The organism is Pseudidiomarina homiensis (genome assembly GCF_003987225.1).
In the GTDB taxonomy this organism is placed as follows: Bacteria; Pseudomonadota; Gammaproteobacteria; order Enterobacterales; family Alteromonadaceae; genus Pseudidiomarina; species Pseudidiomarina homiensis.
In genome coordinates, this window is the sequence record NZ_PIPX01000001.1 from 1537465 (window position 1) to 1553408 (window position 15944).

General features: G+C 50.3%; 20 protein-coding genes. 7 read left to right on the forward strand and 13 right to left on the reverse strand.

The window, feature by feature from the left end:
- Positions 1-14 precede the first annotated feature (14 nt).
- Positions 15-803 (forward strand): pimeloyl-ACP methyl ester esterase BioH, encoded by a 789-nt coding sequence (gene bioH / locus CWI70_RS07340; RefSeq protein WP_126771881.1) that lies wholly within the window; start codon positions 15-17, stop codon positions 801-803.
- Here bioH and mutM read toward each other — a convergent pair.
- Entirely contained in the window at positions 794-1609 is an 816-nt protein-coding gene (mutM, locus tag CWI70_RS07345) for a bifunctional DNA-formamidopyrimidine glycosylase/DNA-(apurinic or apyrimidinic site) lyase (protein WP_126771883.1), read from the reverse strand. The two genes, bioH and mutM, sit on opposite strands and share 10 nt — an antisense overlap.
- A gap of 67 nt (positions 1610-1676) precedes the next feature.
- Here mutM and CWI70_RS07350 point away from each other — a divergent pair, with 67 nt between their 5' ends.
- Positions 1677-2333, forward strand: coding sequence for a 2OG-Fe(II) oxygenase (locus tag CWI70_RS07350; protein WP_126771885.1), 657 nt, complete (start codon positions 1677-1679; stop codon positions 2331-2333).
- A gap of 70 nt (positions 2334-2403) precedes the next feature.
- Here the strand turns inward: CWI70_RS07350 and rpmG are convergent, their stop codons facing one another.
- From rpmG to CWI70_RS07370, 4 genes are all read right to left on the reverse strand, one after another.
- Entirely contained in the window at positions 2404-2559 is a 156-nt protein-coding gene (gene rpmG / locus CWI70_RS07355) for a 50S ribosomal protein L33 (protein ID WP_126771887.1), read from the reverse strand.
- Between the two features lie 11 nt (positions 2560-2570).
- A complete protein-coding gene (gene rpmB / locus CWI70_RS07360; RefSeq protein WP_126771889.1) occupies positions 2571-2807 on the reverse strand; it encodes a 50S ribosomal protein L28 in 237 nt (78 codons plus the stop codon).
- A 159-nt stretch (positions 2808-2966) separates the two neighbouring features.
- A complete protein-coding gene (gene radC / locus CWI70_RS07365) occupies positions 2967-3644 on the reverse strand; it encodes a RadC family protein (RefSeq protein WP_258239763.1) in 678 nt (225 codons plus the stop codon).
- Positions 3645-3748: 104 nt separating this feature from the next.
- The gene (locus CWI70_RS07370; protein ID WP_126771891.1) at positions 3749-4030 is read right to left on the reverse strand and encodes a putative periplasmic lipoprotein; all 282 of its coding nucleotides are present in this window, start codon (positions 4028-4030) and stop codon (positions 3749-3751) included.
- 136 nt (positions 4031-4166) lie between these two features.
- Here CWI70_RS07370 and coaBC point away from each other — a divergent pair, with 136 nt between their 5' ends.
- A complete protein-coding gene (gene coaBC / locus CWI70_RS07375; protein ID WP_126771892.1) occupies positions 4167-5408 on the forward strand; it encodes a bifunctional phosphopantothenoylcysteine decarboxylase/phosphopantothenate--cysteine ligase CoaBC in 1242 nt (413 codons plus the stop codon).
- Positions 5408-5989, forward strand: coding sequence for a nucleoid occlusion factor SlmA (gene slmA, locus CWI70_RS07380; RefSeq protein ID WP_126771894.1), 582 nt, complete (start codon positions 5408-5410; stop codon positions 5987-5989). The genes coaBC and slmA overlap by 1 nt, the downstream gene beginning before the upstream one ends.
- Here the strand turns inward: slmA and gpsA are convergent.
- Genes gpsA through CWI70_RS07395 form a run of 3 tightly spaced genes read right to left on the reverse strand, consistent with a single transcriptional unit; the run spans position 5981 to position 7968 of the window.
- Positions 5981-6982 (reverse strand): NAD(P)H-dependent glycerol-3-phosphate dehydrogenase, encoded by a 1002-nt coding sequence (gene gpsA / locus CWI70_RS07385; RefSeq protein WP_126771896.1) that lies wholly within the window; start codon positions 6980-6982, stop codon positions 5981-5983. The genes slmA and gpsA overlap by 9 nt on opposite strands.
- 24 nt (positions 6983-7006) lie before the next feature.
- Complete coding sequence (gene secB / locus CWI70_RS07390) at positions 7007-7504, reverse strand: protein-export chaperone SecB (RefSeq protein WP_126771898.1); 498 nt, start codon at positions 7502-7504, stop codon at positions 7007-7009.
- Positions 7505-7539: 35 nt separating this feature from the next.
- Positions 7540-7968: a rhodanese-like domain-containing protein gene (locus CWI70_RS07395; protein ID WP_126771899.1), complete on the reverse strand. Its 429-nt coding sequence runs from the start codon at positions 7966-7968 to the stop codon at positions 7540-7542.
- Positions 7969-8144: 176 nt separating this feature from the next.
- Between CWI70_RS07395 and gpmI the strand changes: the two genes are divergently transcribed.
- From gpmI to CWI70_RS07410, 3 genes are read left to right on the forward strand one after another with little or no spacing between them, the layout of a single operon-like run.
- Positions 8145-9677, forward strand: a complete 1533-nt coding sequence (gene gpmI / locus CWI70_RS07400; RefSeq protein ID WP_126771901.1) for a 2,3-bisphosphoglycerate-independent phosphoglycerate mutase — start codon at positions 8145-8147, stop codon at positions 9675-9677.
- Positions 9674-10834, forward strand: coding sequence for a murein hydrolase activator EnvC family protein (locus tag CWI70_RS07405; protein WP_126771903.1), 1161 nt, complete (start codon positions 9674-9676; stop codon positions 10832-10834). Before gpmI ends, CWI70_RS07405 begins: the two co-directional genes overlap by 4 nt.
- Positions 10835-11587, forward strand: coding sequence for a divergent polysaccharide deacetylase family protein (locus CWI70_RS07410; RefSeq protein ID WP_126771905.1), 753 nt, complete (start codon positions 10835-10837; stop codon positions 11585-11587).
- Here the strand turns inward: CWI70_RS07410 and CWI70_RS07415 are convergent, their stop codons facing one another.
- The 5 genes from CWI70_RS07415 to ftsY all read right to left on the reverse strand — a co-directional run bounded on the left by CWI70_RS07415 (position 11588) and on the right by ftsY (position 15883).
- Positions 11588-11839, reverse strand: a complete 252-nt coding sequence (locus CWI70_RS07415) for a YkgJ family cysteine cluster protein (protein WP_126771907.1) — start codon at positions 11837-11839, stop codon at positions 11588-11590.
- Positions 11840-11842: 3 nt separating this feature from the next.
- Positions 11843-12709: an RNA polymerase sigma factor RpoH gene (rpoH, locus tag CWI70_RS07420; protein ID WP_126771909.1), complete on the reverse strand. Its 867-nt coding sequence runs from the start codon at positions 12707-12709 to the stop codon at positions 11843-11845.
- Between the two features lie 164 nt (positions 12710-12873).
- On the reverse strand, positions 12874-13854 hold the full coding sequence (ftsX, locus tag CWI70_RS07425; protein WP_126771911.1) for a permease-like cell division protein FtsX: 981 nt from the start codon (positions 13852-13854) through the stop codon (positions 12874-12876).
- Entirely contained in the window at positions 13851-14528 is a 678-nt protein-coding gene (gene ftsE / locus CWI70_RS07430; RefSeq protein ID WP_126771913.1) for a cell division ATP-binding protein FtsE, read from the reverse strand. Before ftsE ends, ftsX begins: the two co-directional genes overlap by 4 nt.
- Positions 14525-15883, reverse strand: coding sequence for a signal recognition particle-docking protein FtsY (ftsY, locus tag CWI70_RS07435; RefSeq protein ID WP_126771915.1), 1359 nt, complete (start codon positions 15881-15883; stop codon positions 14525-14527). The genes ftsE and ftsY overlap by 4 nt, the downstream gene beginning before the upstream one ends.
- Positions 15884-15944 lie beyond the last annotated feature (61 nt).

Genomic DNA, 15944 nt, shown 5'->3' on the forward strand with positions numbered 1-15944 from the left:
AGTTAGGACAGGTAATGGTAGATCAGGTTTGGCGTGACGTCTGTGGGACCGGAGAAGATATTGTTGTACTTCATGGCTGGGGCTTGAATGCGAATATCTGGACGCCCATCGTATCGCAGCTTAGTCAGCACGGCCGCTTAACACGACTAGACCTGCCGGGTTACGGTGAATCGCCTTGGCCAGCAGGCCAAGCGATTACTTTCACCAAACTGTGCGAGCTAACCCTTGCAGCACTGCCCGAACGCTCGCACCTCATCGGCTGGTCGCTCGGTGGTTTAGTGGCAACCGAGCTTGCACTCCAAGCCCCTGAGCGTTTCCACAGCTTAACAACCGTCGCGTCATCCCCTTATTTTCCAGCTGAAGATCCCGATTGGCCAGGCATCGAACCCAACATTTTGCAGCAATTTGGTAAGCAACTGAGCAAAGACTTCCGGCGTACCGTGGAGCGCTTTTTAGCCCTGCAATCGCTGGGGAGTCCGCATGCCAAAGCCGATGTTAAAGCCATCAAAGAGTGGCTATTTAGTAAACCCATGGCGAATGTTGACGTGTTAGATGCGGGATTGGATATGCTGGCTCAGGTTGATCTACGATCGCAAGTTCGGCACATCAATATGCCCTACTTTCGCATGTATGGCCGTCTTGATGCGTTGGTGCCTGCCCGCGTTGACGAGCAAGTATCACAACTTGCTCCAAACAGTCAGAGCTATTGCGCCCCGCATTGTAGCCATGCGCCGTTCATCAGCGATCCGGAAGGCTTTATGGCGGCTTGGCTAGCTTTTTTCAGCACCGTCGGTCAACGTTGACAAGTAGTACAATAAACCGTGCTGCGCTGGCCTAAGCGGATTTCCTTGAGTAGGCTTTTGCAGACCATACACTGCTTGCCGCCACGACCATAAACATTCAGGTGCTGTTTAAAGTAGCCGGGGCTGCCATCTGCTTGGGTGAAGTCTTGCAAGGTTGTGCCGCCTTGCGCAATCGCAGCGGTTAGAATTTCCTTAATAATTGGCACGAGTTTTTGATAACGGGCCAAGCTTACTTTCCCGGCGGCGCGCTTTGGGTGAATACCAGCCTTGAACAGCGATTCATTCGCGTAAATATTGCCAACACCGACGACCACGTGGTTATCCATAATGAAGGTTTTAATCGATTGTTGCTTACCTCGCGATTGACGGTGAAGGTAGTCAGCGGTAAAACTTTCGGTCAGTGGTTCAGGCCCTAGGTCGCGTAACAGTGGGTGGTCAACGCCAGGGTGTGTCGCACTCATGAGTACACAGCCGAAACGGCGTGGGTCGTTAAAACGCAGACATTGACCGTTGGTCAGTTGGAGGTCGAAATGATCATGCTTCACCACCAAACTTTCGCTCGGTACCACGCGAAGCTTACCAGACATTCCCAAATGCAAAATAAGATAGCCTTTGTCGGTGTGCAAAATAAGGTACTTGGCGCGGCGTTCCACTTGCTTGATGAAAGCCCCCGCGAAATTGACAACCGCATCTGGAATAGGCCACCGCAGGCGTTTATCGCGCACCACTGCTTGGGCTATTTGCTGCCCCTCTAAATGGGGGGCAATGCCCATTCGACTGACTTCAACTTCCGGTAGTTCTGGCATTTAATTTCTCTTGTATTTATGCTCGAGGTTCATTATATTCCGCCGAAATTTCAGAGGCTCCACACCCATGACCCAACATGATGCTCAACTTGAGGCCGATGACTTCGCCACCGAAGCAATTGATATCGACCGCTTGGCAGCGCAGGGTTACGTGATTGTATCGAATTTTCTCCCACGCTCCCAATGTTTAGAGCTGTTTCAGTACGCCCAGCAATTACCTCAACAGGCATGGCAACAAGCTGGCATCGGGCGTGCTGATAACTACACAACCAACACCGAAGTTCGGCAGGATAAGATACGTTGGTTAAGTGCGCAGCAGCCACTTGAGAACGCGTACCTAACGATGATGGATCAGCTTCGTGCGCAGCTAAACCGAGAATTGTTCATGGGCTTATTTGATTATGAGTGCCACCTTGCGCACTATCCCCCCGGCGCATTTTACCGTAAGCATCTTGATGCGTTTAAAGGGCGTAGCAACCGAATTCTTACCACGGTGTTTTATTTAAATCCCGAATGGCATGACGCTGATGGCGGGCAGTTAGTTATTTATGGCGACGAAGGGCAGGTTCTTGAAACTGTATTACCCGAGGCTGGTAAGTTAGTCGTTTTTCTCAGTGATGTGTTTATACATGAAGTGCTCAAAGGCACGCGGGACCGTTTTAGTATTACCGGCTGGTACCGTTTAAACGCAAGTATCGGTGGCCTCGTCGACCCCACCTCGTAATGAAGCATTATGCACAAACAAAAAACCCAGCCGAAGCTGGGTTTTTAACGCGTTCTGTTCAAACAACGAATTACTTGATCTTCGCTTCTTTGAACATGACATGCTTACGAATCACTGGATCAAACTTTTTGATCTCGAATTTTTCTGGCATGTTGCGTTTGTTTTTGTCGGTAGTGTAGAAGAAACCAGTACCGGCAGAAGAAACTAGACGGATCTTATCGCGCATGGTTCAGCTCCTTACACTTTCTCGCCACGTGCGCGCAATTCTGCAAGCACAGTGTCGATACCGTTTTTATCGATAATACGCATACCCTTAGTAGAGATACGCAGTTTCACCCAACGCTTTTCTGATTCTACCCAGAAGCGGTGAGATTGTAGGTTCGGCAGGAAACGACGCTTGGTCGCATTGCGCGCGTGAGAACGGTTATTACCGGTAACCGGACGCTTTCCTGTAACTTGACATACTCGTGACATCGTTTTTTACTCCAAAAATTGCTTCAAGCTCGCCTGTCGCCCATCGCGGCCTTGCCTTGAATCCGAGGGCGCATTTTATACAGTAAACCGGCTCGGTAATCAAGTGATCGACGCTTTTTTTTGATCTTTTCTGATCGTTCGGATGGTGGCGCTACTTTACTACAACAGCCCGCGTTCGGCAAACGAAACTGGCTGCCCGCTGCCTATTACAAAGTGATCCAACAGCGCCACGTCGATCATTGAAAGTGCTTTTTTTAACCGTTCAGTGACTCTTTGATCTGCTTGGCTAGGTTCTGCCACTCCCGAAGGATGGTTGTGGGCTAAAATCACCGCTGCCGCGTTAAATTGCATGACTAGTTTTATAATTTCACGTGGGTACACCGGCGCCGCATTGATTGTGCCATGGAATAACTCGACGTATTTCAATAATCGGTGCTGACTATCTAATAGCAATACCACGAAGACTTCTCGCTGCTGGTGTCGCAGTTGCGAGGTTAAGTAATCGCGCACCATCGACGGCTGCGTAAAACCATCGTCGCGGCGCAGCTGCCAAGCAAGGTAGCGACGCGATATTTCCATGACGACCTGCAACTGCATGACCCTGGCTGGGCCCATGCCTTGTTGTTGTAGAAGGTTCTCGGCGGGGGCTGCAAGCAAGCCACCAATCCCGTCGTATTCGGCCATCAAGTCGCGGGCATAGGTGACAACATCTTTACCACGCACACCAGTACCCAACAGAATCGCTAATAATTCAGCATCACTCAAAGCAGTGACACCCATTTCCGCCAGCTTCTCGCGCGGGCGTTCGCCCACCGGCCACTGTTTCACCGTCGCCACAGTTCCTCCTTGAACTTCTATGTCCTGAAAACAAAAAAGCCACTCTAACGGTGGCTCTTTGCGATGGCAATCATCTCTTTTTGTGCGTTTTGCACTAATTCATTTTAATTATCAACCGGCGCAGTCATGCCACTGCGTTGCATGCTAGAGAGCTCTTTTTGTGCAACCTCACGCTCTTCTTCGATTTGTGCCTTAGTCCGGCAGCGTCGACGTTTAAAATTGGTACCAACCACATGTTCTGAACTGCAAAAATATTTCTTCTCGCCAGCCATAACTTCCTCAGCTGTACCCACCTCTTCGGCGCTCGCTTGAACTTCAGACTCACCGTTTGATGCACAACCCGCAATCAACAACGCAGCAAAAATTGTTAGTAAATACTTTTTCATAATTATCTCCAGAGTATCAAGACACCGACACTAGCACCGCTGCAAAAAGGAAACAAGTTCTTTACATTCAATTTCATTCGCATATTTTAAGAGGCTCGTGGTATTGTTACGCGTAAAGATTACGTAAGGACTCACTATGACTGAAAGCCTTTCTACAGCGCTATCTGGTCGCCATGTACTGGTGGCTGTGAGCGGAGGCATCGCTGCCTACAAAAGTCCCGACCTTGTGCGTCGCCTGCGTGAAGTAGGTGCTATTGTGCGAGTCGTGATGACCAAAGGCGCACATGCCTTCATCACGCCTTTGAGCTTGCAGGCAGTTTCGGGTCACCCGGTGCATGATGACTTGCTTGACCCTGCGGCAGAAGCCGCCATGGGGCATATCGAGCTGGCAAAATGGGCCGATGTTATTTTAATTGCACCAGCAAGTGCCAATACTTTAGCGCGTTTGGCGCACGGACTCGCCGACGACTTATTAAGCACACTTTGCTTAGCGACGACCGCTCCTATCATGGTTGCTCCGGCAATGAATCAACAAATGTGGTCCGCTCCAGCAGTCCAAGACAACATGAATCGATTACATGCTCTCGGGATCCACGTGGTTGAGCCCGACAGCGGTTCACAAGCCTGCGGTGACGTAGGTGCGGGGCGTATGCCCGAGCCGTTGGCATTGCGCGATGCCGTCGTTGACCTTCTGGCGCCCGCCGATGCGCCGTTGCAAGGGCTGCAGCTACTGTTAACGGCCGGACCAACACGCGAAGCCATCGACCCGGTTCGCTATTTGAGTAATCACAGTTCCGGCAAGATGGGTTATGCCCTCGCAGCACAGGCACGACGACTAGGCGCAAAAGTGACGTTGGTCAGCGGGCCAACCCAACTGTCAGCACCGCCAGGGGTAACCTTAGTGTCCGTCGAAAGTGCGCAAGAGATGCTAGAAGCGGTTGAGCAACGCGTCGCTGATGCCGAAATTTTTATTGCCTGTGCGGCCGTCGCTGATTATCGACTTGCCGCAGTTGCGCCAGACAAGATCAAGAAAAAGAAGGACAACATGCAACTCGAGCTGGTTAAGAATCCCGACATCTTGGCCACCATTGCAGCGCGTGATCATCCCCCAATGTGCGTGGGCTTTGCCGCCGAAACCAACGATGTCGCTCACTATGCAGCGGACAAGCTTAAGCGCAAAAAGCTCGCCTTAATTGCGGCCAATGATGTGAGTGACCGCAGCATCGGCTTTAATAGTGACAACAATGCGATGACGCTGTTTTGGCAAGACACTCAAGGCACGCTACAACAACAAGAACTCACGCGCGCACCAAAACTAAGAATAGCGGAAGCCATCTTGCGTAAAGTGAGTGAATTATACGGAGAGAGAAAACACTAATGACCACCAAACCGAATCGCAAAGAGCAGATCCTCGCGACTCTAGCGCACATGTTAGAAACGAGTCCTGGCCAGCGTATCACCACCAAAAGTTTAGCCGCCGAACTGGGGGTATCAGAAGCAGCATTGTATCGCCACTTCCCCTCTAAAGCCCGTATGTTTGAAGGCTTGATTGAATTCACTGAAGAGGCTGTTTTGAGCCGCATCAATCAGGTCATGGAGGTCGAAAAAGACACCTTGGTACGCTGTGAAATGATGCTGCGTGTGGTGCTCACCTTTATCGAACGGAATCCAGGAATTACACGGGTATTGACCGGCGATGCATTGATGGGCGAACACGAGCGCTTGCGTTCACGCGTGCAAAACTTGTTCACTAAAATTGAATCAAACATAAAGCAGGCGCTACGTGAGCGTCGTATGCGTGAGAACGTACAAAGCCGACTTGATGAGGCGGTTCTTGCAAACCTACTGATGGCTTATGCCGATGGTAAAATCGCGCAGTTCGTTCGTTCGGAATTTAAGCTCAAACCAACGCTTGAATTTGATGCGCAATGGCAAACCATTGCACACCAATTACTCTGACGTTTTCGCCCGACTCAGCAGGTTCATCGCAGCCTGCTGTGGCGTGGTATCCCCATAAAGAACATCATAGATCTGCTCGCAAATAGGCATTTCCACGTCATTGCGCTGCGCCAACATGACAACTTCTTTGGTATTACGATAGCCCTCAACCGCTTGACCGATCGACTTCATTGCTTCATCGACACTCTTGCCCTGCCCAAGCGCTAAGCCGAAGCGCCGGTTACGCGATTGATTGTCCGTACAGGTTAAAATCAGGTCACCAAGGCCAGCCATACCGGTAAAGGTTTCCGGCTTCGCGCCAAGCTTCAAACCCAGCCGCGTCAGCTCAGCAAGACCTCGAGTGATCAATGCTGTCCGCGCATTGGCCCCAAAGCCAATACCATCGGCCATTCCCGCTCCGATGGCGATGACATTCTTGACAACCCCGCCGAGCTGCACACCAATAAAGTCGTCATTGGTATACACCCTGAAGCTACGATCGCAATGCAATAGGTCTGAAAGCTCTTGGACAAATGCAGGGTCTGTCGACGACATTGAAATTGCAGTGGGCAAGCCCTTTGCCATTTCCATTGCAAAGGTCGGTCCGGAGAGAACTGCTAGCGCGTGCTCGTGGCCTAAAATTTCCTCTGCAACTTCGAACAGCAAGCGGCCTGTGCCAGGCTCTAGGCCCTTGGTCGCCCAAGCTACTCGCGCATCGCTGCGTATCAGAGGCTTGATCTCTTGTAATACCTCGGCAAAACCACCACTAGGCACAACCACGACAATGTTACGTGCATCTTCGACCGCAGTTGCAAGGTCACTGGTCACCTGCAAAGCCTCGGGGAGCTTGATACCGGGCAAATAACGTTGATTTTCGCGTTCCGTCGCCATCAACTGAACTTGTTCAGCGTCGCGCCCCCACAAACATACTGGGCTGCCTTTGCGCGCAAAACAAAGTGCTAGGGCGGTTCCATAAGAACCGGCGCCTAGCACTGTAACTTGAGTATTTTTCATTAGTGGCTTAAATAACCAACTAACTTACGCGTCTGCTTGTTCAGCTGCTTGCTGCTGACGCTGTTGCATGTGTTGTGCAAACACTGCGTCAAAGTTTACCGGAGCAAGGTTCAATTGTGGGAACGTTGCACGGCTTACTAGGCTCGACAAGCACTCACGTGCATACGGGAACAAGATGTTCGGGCAGAAAGCACCTAACAGCTGAGCACGCTGAGCTTCTTCGATCGAATCGGCGATGGTGAAAATACCCGCTTGATGAACTTCTGCCAAGAATGCAACATCATCACCAACCTTGTTGGTTGCAGTGATTTTCAACACAACTTCATACGTATTATCTTCAAGCTTGTTGTTTTTCACGTTCAGATCAAGGTTCAGCTCTGGCTGCCATTCTTTACGGAAAATATCTGGTGCATTTGGCGATTCAAAAGAAACGTCTTTAGTGTAGATACGTTGGATTGCAAATGCTTGTTGCTGTTGCGCTTCGTCTTGAGCGGCGCCGTTTACTTGCTGTTCATCAGCCATGGTTTTACTTCCTATTAACTATACGAAAAGACAAATTATTTTTTAACGAGCGGAAAACTTGCGCCCTGCCAGGCAGAGATTCCACCTTGTAATAAGGCAACGTTTTCATAGCCCGCTTTGGTGAGCTGCTGAGCAGCTGCTTTTGCGGTCATGCCGGTTGCACATACCACCACGATGGGGGCGGATTTATATTTATCAAGTGCAGCCGTGTCATTTTTCCGGATCCGCTCAGCAGGTAGATTAATGGCACCATGGATGTGAGCTTTACGATACTCGTCTACCGAGCGGATATCGACAAACACGCCGTCATTACGATTCACTAACAACGTCGCTTCCTGTGCTGACAATGCTTTCACTTTCGAAGTGGCTGCAGAAACATAAGAGACAATAATCGCAATCAACAAAACCACCCATAAGATACTCATCAAATAATGGTCGGCGGCAAAAGCAAGAAGTTGATCCATGGTTATTCACTACTCCTACTGAAAAAATCAAGCACAAGAGTATACCGTCTGAAATGTCAGTTACCAGTAAAATTTGGCGGCATTTCGACCGACAGCGGGTGCGTTGCGGCAGAAAATCGCATAAACTAACGACTTATCAAGCACAACCTAAAAGCAAGCAACTTCGAGGATGTTTCATGGCGAAGCCGCATACTCCCTTAGCCCTTTTAATTCTTGACGGTTGGGGCCACCGTGAAGCTGCAGCGGACAATGCGATCGCTGCCGCTAACACACCGAATATGGATGCCTTATGGCAGCGTTATCCACACACCTTGGTGGATGGTTCCGGTATGGCGGTAGGGTTACCCGACGGACAGATGGGAAACTCGGAAGTGGGCCATGTTAACCTTGGAGCAGGCCGCGTTGTGTATCAAGATTTCACTCGCATCAGCAAAGCCATCGCCGATGGTGATTTTTTTACAAATCATGTACTCACCGATGCTGTCGATGCCGCGCGTACGAATGATGGCGCAGTTCACATTATGGGACTGCTCTCGCCCGGTGGCGTGCACAGCCACGAGGACCACCTGCTGGCAATGGTCGAGCTCGCTGCGCAATGCGGCGTGAAGCGCATCTACGTGCACGCCTTTTTAGATGGTCGTGACACCCCGCCACGTTCGGCTAAACCGACCATCGAGCGCTTCGAACAATTGTTCAGTAAGCTCGGTGTGGGTCGTTTTGCGAGCCTATGTGGCCGTTATTACGCCATGGATCGTGATAAACGCTGGGATCGTGTCGAACAGGCTTGGCAAGTGATTGTTGAAGGCCAAGCCGCTTTTCAAGCGGATAGCGCAGGAGCTGGCCTAGCACAAGCTTACGAACGCGATGAAAGTGATGAATTTGTGAAGCCTACGCGCATTGGTGATGCTGCGCCAATTCAAGACGGTGACAGTGTGGTATTCATGAATTTTCGTGCCGACCGCGCACGCGAGCTAAGCCATGCTTTTATAACGGAAGGCTTCGACGGTTTTACCCAATCCCGGCGGCCACAGCTTTCGGCTTTTGTGTCCTTGACCGAGTACGCGAAAGATATCCACAGCCAAGTCGCTTTTCCGCCAGAAGAGTTGAATAACGTGCTTGGCGAGTGGCTTGCGAAGCAAGGTTATACGCAACTCCGTATTTCAGAAACCGAGAAGTATGCGCATGTGACCTTTTTCTTCAGCGGTGGTCGTGAACAAGAATTTGACGGTGAAACACGCGTGCTCGTCCCGTCACCGCAAGTGGCTACCTATGACTTGCAGCCAGAAATGAGTAGCGAGGAGCTGACCGACAAACTCGTTGCGGCGATAGAAAGCGGCCAGCAAGAGGTAATTATTTGCAACTACCCGAACGGTGATATGGTCGGCCATACTGGTAATTTTGACGCTGCGGTGAAAGCCGTTGAGGCTGTCGACCGCTCGATTGGACGGGTCGTTGAAGCGCTCCGCAAGGTTGGCGGTGAATGCTTGATTACTGCCGATCACGGCAACGCTGAGCAAATGCAAGACCACAACACAGGCCAATCACACACAGCTCACACCAGCGAATTGGTGCCGTTTATTTATGTTGGACGCGATGCGAATGCTCGTGATGGTGGCACGCTCTCAGATGTGGCGCCAACCATGTTGCACCTGCTTGGTATTGAACAGCCGGAAGAAATGACCGGTACACCCATCGTCACGCTGAAATGATGAAGCTAGCCATGCGTGCGTTGCTCATTGTGTTACTGCTGCTTCCCGCGGTAGCGAGCCATGCATGGCAGAATTCCAGCCAAGATTCCAGTCAAGAGAGCGCGGCTGAAACACAGGCGCGTATTGACGCTATCGCGCGCGAACTCGAACGACGCCAAGCGGCGATGCAACAGCGTGCCCGTGAGCTCAGTACAACCGAGCGACAAGTGCAACAGCTTGATAAAAAAATTGCCGCTGTTGCCAGTAAACTTGCCGAACTCGACGACGCTTTGCGGCGCACTCAGCAACGCATAAACGATTTAGAGCAACAACAAAGGCAACTTCTTGACGAACAAGCGGAGCAACAACAGTGGCTTGCAAAGCAAGTCGATATGGCCTACCGCATCGGTGAGCATGATTTATTAAAGCTTATTCTCAACCAAGAAGAACCTGCCGAATTCGAGCGTTTACACGGCTATTACGGCTACTTTAATCGAGCACGCTTAGCAAAGCTTGATGCACTTAAAACGACCCAGCGTGAACTGGCGCAAGTCACGGCACAGGTCACCAGCGAGCAACAGGCGCTTGCACAGCAGAAAGCAACGCAGGAACAACAACGTAAACAACTCGAAGCGCAAAAGGCTGAACAACAAAAGCTGGTAAGACAGCTCAACCAAGAACAGCGCCAAGATCAAAGTCGCGTCGCCCAACTTGAGCAAGATCAACGTGAGCTAGAAGAAGTCCTTACGGCGATCATTGCGGCGTTGCGAGACGAACCGCAACTGAACGGTTTAACACGGTTAAAGGGACAACTGAGCTGGCCGGCACAAGGAAACGTACAACGCATTTTTGGTCGCTCCCGAAGTGGTGGTGTGAAATGGAAAGGTATTCTTATTGACGCAAGCGAGGGTACCCCAGTTAAAGCTATCGCCGACGGCCGCGTCATTTATGCCAATTGGATGCGTGGTTTTGGTCTGCTCTTGGTCCTCGATCACGGGGACGGCTATATGAGTTTGTACGGCCATAATCAGACGATATTACCTAACGTTGGTGAGGTGGTTCGCCGCGGTGAGGAAATTGCTCGCGTCGGGCAAAGTGGTGGCCGCGAAAGCCCAGCTTTGTACTTTGAAATCCGTGTCAAAGGTGACCCTGTTAACCCAACCCAATGGATGCGTTAAATGAACCGTTGTCTTGTCATTTTGCTGCTGTTGAACTTGTCCGTGGCAACCGCTAAAGAAGCGACAACAGCGACGCCACCAGTAGATTCTCCACAGGCAAAACCGCGAATTGCAATCGTCATCGATGACTTAGGCCACCACGCCGACAACCACGCATTTGTTGCGCTAAAGTACCCATTAACACTTGCCATCATGCCGTTTAGTCGTAAGGCCGAGGAATTAGCCGCAGCGGCAACCAAAGCGGGGCATGAAGTTATGATCCACATGCCCATGCAGCCCGAATCTTTGCCTGAGCAAACCCAAGAAGTTCTCGATATTCAGGACACTAAAGCACAATTCATTGCTACCCTCAGTGCTGCGTTTTCACGTCTTCCGCAAGCTAGTGGGCTGAACAATCATCAAGGTAGCCTGATGACTGCCGAAGAAGAACAAATGTCTTGGCTTATGCATGAGCTTAAGCAGCGACAAATGTACTTTCTCGACAGCCGCACGAGTGTGGCAACTGTTGCCGAAGCTACTGCGCGCAAACTTGGTGTGCCAAGTAATCGGCGCCATGTTTTTTTAGACAATGACCCTAGCCCCGCAGCCATCACCGAGCAGTGGCTTCAGGCCGAAAACATCGCCCAAAAACAAGGCTATGCTATTGTCATTGGCCACCCCTATCCCAGCACTTTGGCATTTTTACAGCAGCTCAAAGACCAGCACGTAGATAACTTCGAACTTGTTTACTTTTCAGAATTACTGCAGGAATAACTAAGAGGTTTCTTGTTCGAGCTGGGTTAGTAAGATCAGTGCGTCTTTGCGAGTCGAACCGCATACCGAACGTTCCGCAGTAAAGTCCGCGCAAACCTTTGGCCGATCGGGGTGATGAAAGATACCACAGAGGTTATTTTCGGTCAGGTGAATACAACGAATGCCAGCTGGTTTCCCGGCTGGCATTCCTGGTATTGGCGAGCTAATCGACGGTGCAATGCAACATGCTCCGCAACCGACACGGCAGTCCACGGCTTACGCCATGGCCATGCGTAACTTCTTCATCGCATTCGCTTCAAGTTGACGTACACGTTCAGCAGAGACTTCATACTTGTCAGCAAGTTCTTGCAACGTCGTCTTGTTCTCTTCGTCTAACCAACGTGCGCGTACGATATCTTGGCTACGCTCATCAAGGGTCTTGATAGCTGATAGCAAACGCTGTTGCGTGTAAGCTTGGTATTGCTCTTGTTCAACTTCTTCAGCCAAATCTGAGCGCTTATCTTCAAGATATTGCGCTGGCGAATAAGTTGAACCTTCGCGCGCGTCGTCATCATCAGAGCTAAGCTCAAACGCTTGGTCATGGGCGCTCATACGCGCTTCCATTTCCATTACTTCAGACGTGCTTACACCAAGAGTCTCCGCAACGTTATTGACTTCTTCTTGCGTAAACCAACCTAAACGTTTCTTCATTTTACGCAAATTAAAGAATAGCTTGCGCTGTGCTTTGGTGGTTGCGATTTTCACCGTACGCCAGTTCTTCAGCACATACTCGTGAATTTCAGCTTTGATCCAATGCACGGCAAACGACACCAAGCGTACGCCAACCGATGGGTCGAAGCGACGCACGGCTTTCATTAGGCCGATGTTTCCTTCTTGAATCAGATCGGCCTGCGGTAGGCCATAACCTGAATAACTACGCGCCACATGCACCACGAAGCGTAAATGCGACATGATGAGCTGGCGAGCAGCTTCTAAATCATTTTCTTCAGTTAACCGTACTGCCAAACTATGTTCTTCTTCAGCAGTAAGCATAGGAATGCGGTTGACCGACGAAATGTAAGCCTCAAGGCTTCCGCCGCTTTGCGGTACTGCTAATGCCATGTTTGTCATTTCAGTGCTCATGCAACAACATCCTCTCTTTGCTGGTGACTGCCGACTCTGGATTGCGTTCTTTGCAGTCACCGATTCAGACCCTTTTTAGCCTGAAAAGTTCCCTCATTCTAGCAAATCTGACGCTGCTGACAATGGGATCCTCGTGATCATCTTGTTACTTACATGGGGCTATTTTACTGAGGTTCAATAGCTCTGACATGTTTTCTTACAGCAATGTGCGATCCTAGCAGGCCCAAGCCTATGGCTAACGCCCAAATCACGCCCATTTCAGCCAGATTGAGACCTGTTAAACGAAATTGGCTGTCGTAAAGATCAGCAATATCTCGGACCGCCCCACTCAGCCACCATAATAATGCGGCGGTTGCTAACCAAGTGATCACCCCGCCGACAATTCCATACCACAAACCGGTGTAAAGAAAAGGTCGCTGAATGTAGGCGTCGGTTGCGCCGACAAGCTTCATCACCATGATTTCATCGCGCTTGCTGCTGATGTTCAAACGAATGGTGTTACCAACAATCAGTACCACCGCAATACAGAGCAATAATGCAAGTCCGAGAAAGCCATCACGAACGAGTTGGACAATCGCCTGAAAACGTTGCAACCAACCGACATCGAGGCGTGCTTCATCGACTTCTCGCTGTTGCTTTAACTCTTGTAGCAAAGCTTCAGCTGCGGCCGGGGAGCGATGCTCTTCTTGCGGCGTAACAAGTAATACGTCGGGTAATGGATTTGTATCAAGTGTTTCAAGTGCCTCACCAAAGCCAGAACGTTCACGGAATTCAGCCAACGCAGTCGCTTTATCAATAAGTCTCGTCTGCGCAACCGCTTCATTGAGTTCGATACGCTTGGCAAACGTCGAAACTTGTTGTTGATTCAAATCCTGCCTTAAGAAGACAGTTATTTCGGAGGCCTGCTGAAAGTTTGCACCCACACTGTCGGTGTTTTTCACAATCACGTACAGCGTCGCTGGCAAGGTCAAGCTAAGTCCTAGCACTGCCATGGTCATCAACGATGCAAAAGGGTAACGTGCCAGTTCACCTAAGCTCCCAATGCATTGTTGAGCGTGGTGCAGCCAGAACGTCACAAAGCGCCGCCATGCAGAAATTTTCACCTGTTGAGCGCCTTGCTGACGCGCGCGAAAAAGCACACTCATGCTGACTCCTCCGCTAGGCCATCATCAATCATACGGCCTTCTTTCAAGGTCAGGGTACGATAACGCATGCGTGCAATGAGACTTAAATCGTGGGTCGCAATGAGTACGGAAACGCCAACCCGATTAAACTCTTCAAATAATTTAATGATCTCAGCCGACAGTTTCGGGTCGAGATTACCGGTGGGTTCATCGGCCAACAGGAGTGGTGGCTTGTTCACCACTGCACGAGCAATACCCACCCGCTGCTGTTCACCACCGGAGAGCATCATGGGATAGTGGCGGAGTTTATCGCCTAAACCGACTTTCTCGAGCGCAGCTTGCACGCGTTTACGTGCTTCGCTCATGCTGTAGCCTTCGATCAACAAAGGCAACGCGACATTGTCAAAAACAGTACGGTCCATCAGCAGGCGATGGTCTTGGAAGATCATGCCAATATCACGCCGAGCGTAAGCAATTTGATTGCGCTTAATACGTTTTAAATCATGCCCGTTAATGAGCACACGCCCAGTCGTCGGCCGCTCCATTAAGCTGATGAGCTTAAGTACAGTACTTTTACCTGCCCCTGAATGACCGGTTAAAAACGCCATTTCACCCGCTTCAAGCGAAAAACTGACGTTTTTTAACGCTTGAAAACCGCCGGCATAGACTTTACTGACTTGCTCAAATTGAATCATTCGCCCTGCGGCTCCTCTTTTGATTCCTCGATAGCTCTTTGGAACAAGGCTTGTACAAATGGCTTCGCCTCGAATGGGCGTAAGTCGTCAATACCCTCACCTACGCCAATATAACGAATCGGAATATTAAACTGGTCAGCAATTGCGAAAATCACCCCACCTTTAGCGGTGCCATCAAGTTTCGTCAAAGTGATGCCACTCACGCCTACCGCCTCAGTAAACAGTTTGGCTTGGCTAATGGCATTCTGACCGGTCCCCGCATCGAGTGTTAACATCACTTCATGAGGTGCATTCTCATCAAGTTTTTTCATCACGCGCACGACTTTCTTCAACTCGTCCATTAAATGCGCTTTGTTCTGCAAACGCCCTGCCGTATCAGCAATAAGTACATCGACATTGCGCGCCTTGGCCGCTGCAACTGCATCGTAGATAACCGAAGCACTGTCTGCACCGGTATGCTGAGCAACCACCGGAATAGCGTTGCGCTCGCCCCAAACTTGTAATTGCTCAACGGCAGCAGCACGGAACGTATCGCCGGCGGCCAACATCACTGATTTGCCTTGCTGACGGAATTGTTGCGCTAGCTTACCAATCGTGGTGGTTTTACCGACACCGTTCACGCCGACCATCAAAATCACATAAGGCCCTTCTGCGTTTTGCGGCAACTCTAGCGGCTGTTCGACTTCTTTGAGTATGTCGACCATATCATCTTGCAGCAGCTGATACAGTGTTTCAGCATCTTTGAGCTGGCGGCGATCTGCTTGTTCAGTTAAGCGTTCCACAATACGCATGGTCGTTGGCACGCCAATGTCAGCCGTAAGTAACTGGGTTTCGAGCTCTTCAAACAGCTCATCATCGATTTTTTTGTCTTTGAAGATACCCCATAATCCGTCACCAATGGCGGTCGAGGTTTTCTTTAAGCCGCTGGTTAGACGCTTCCACAGGCTTCGTTTCGATTGCTCTTGGGCAGGCTTGGGCTCTGGTTCTGGCAACGGTTGCTCAGCGCGACTCTCGGCGGTGACTTGTGCGCAAATTTCTGCAGCATCGGGGGCAACAACTTCGGCCACAGAGGGCTCTTCTGCCGCTGAGGGCTCTTCTGCCGCTAAGGGCTCTTTGTGCTCATCAATTTCATCGACAGTTTCTGGCGAAACATCATCGGGAATCGCTTCATTTACCGGCGTTTCATTAACAAAAGGCTCAGGCTCTCGAAAGGCTTCGTCAGTCGCTTTATCTTGTTCAGGCTCATTGACTGGGTTTTCATTTACAAATGCCGATTCCTGCTGTTCGCTTTTGTCCTGCTGCGTTTCTTCTTTGTCTTTTTTGAACAAACGCGAAAAAAATGATCCTTTAGCCATGCCTTGTTTACCTTTGGAAGTTCACTGCGAGTCAGTTTACAATGGCGCCAGTTTAACATGT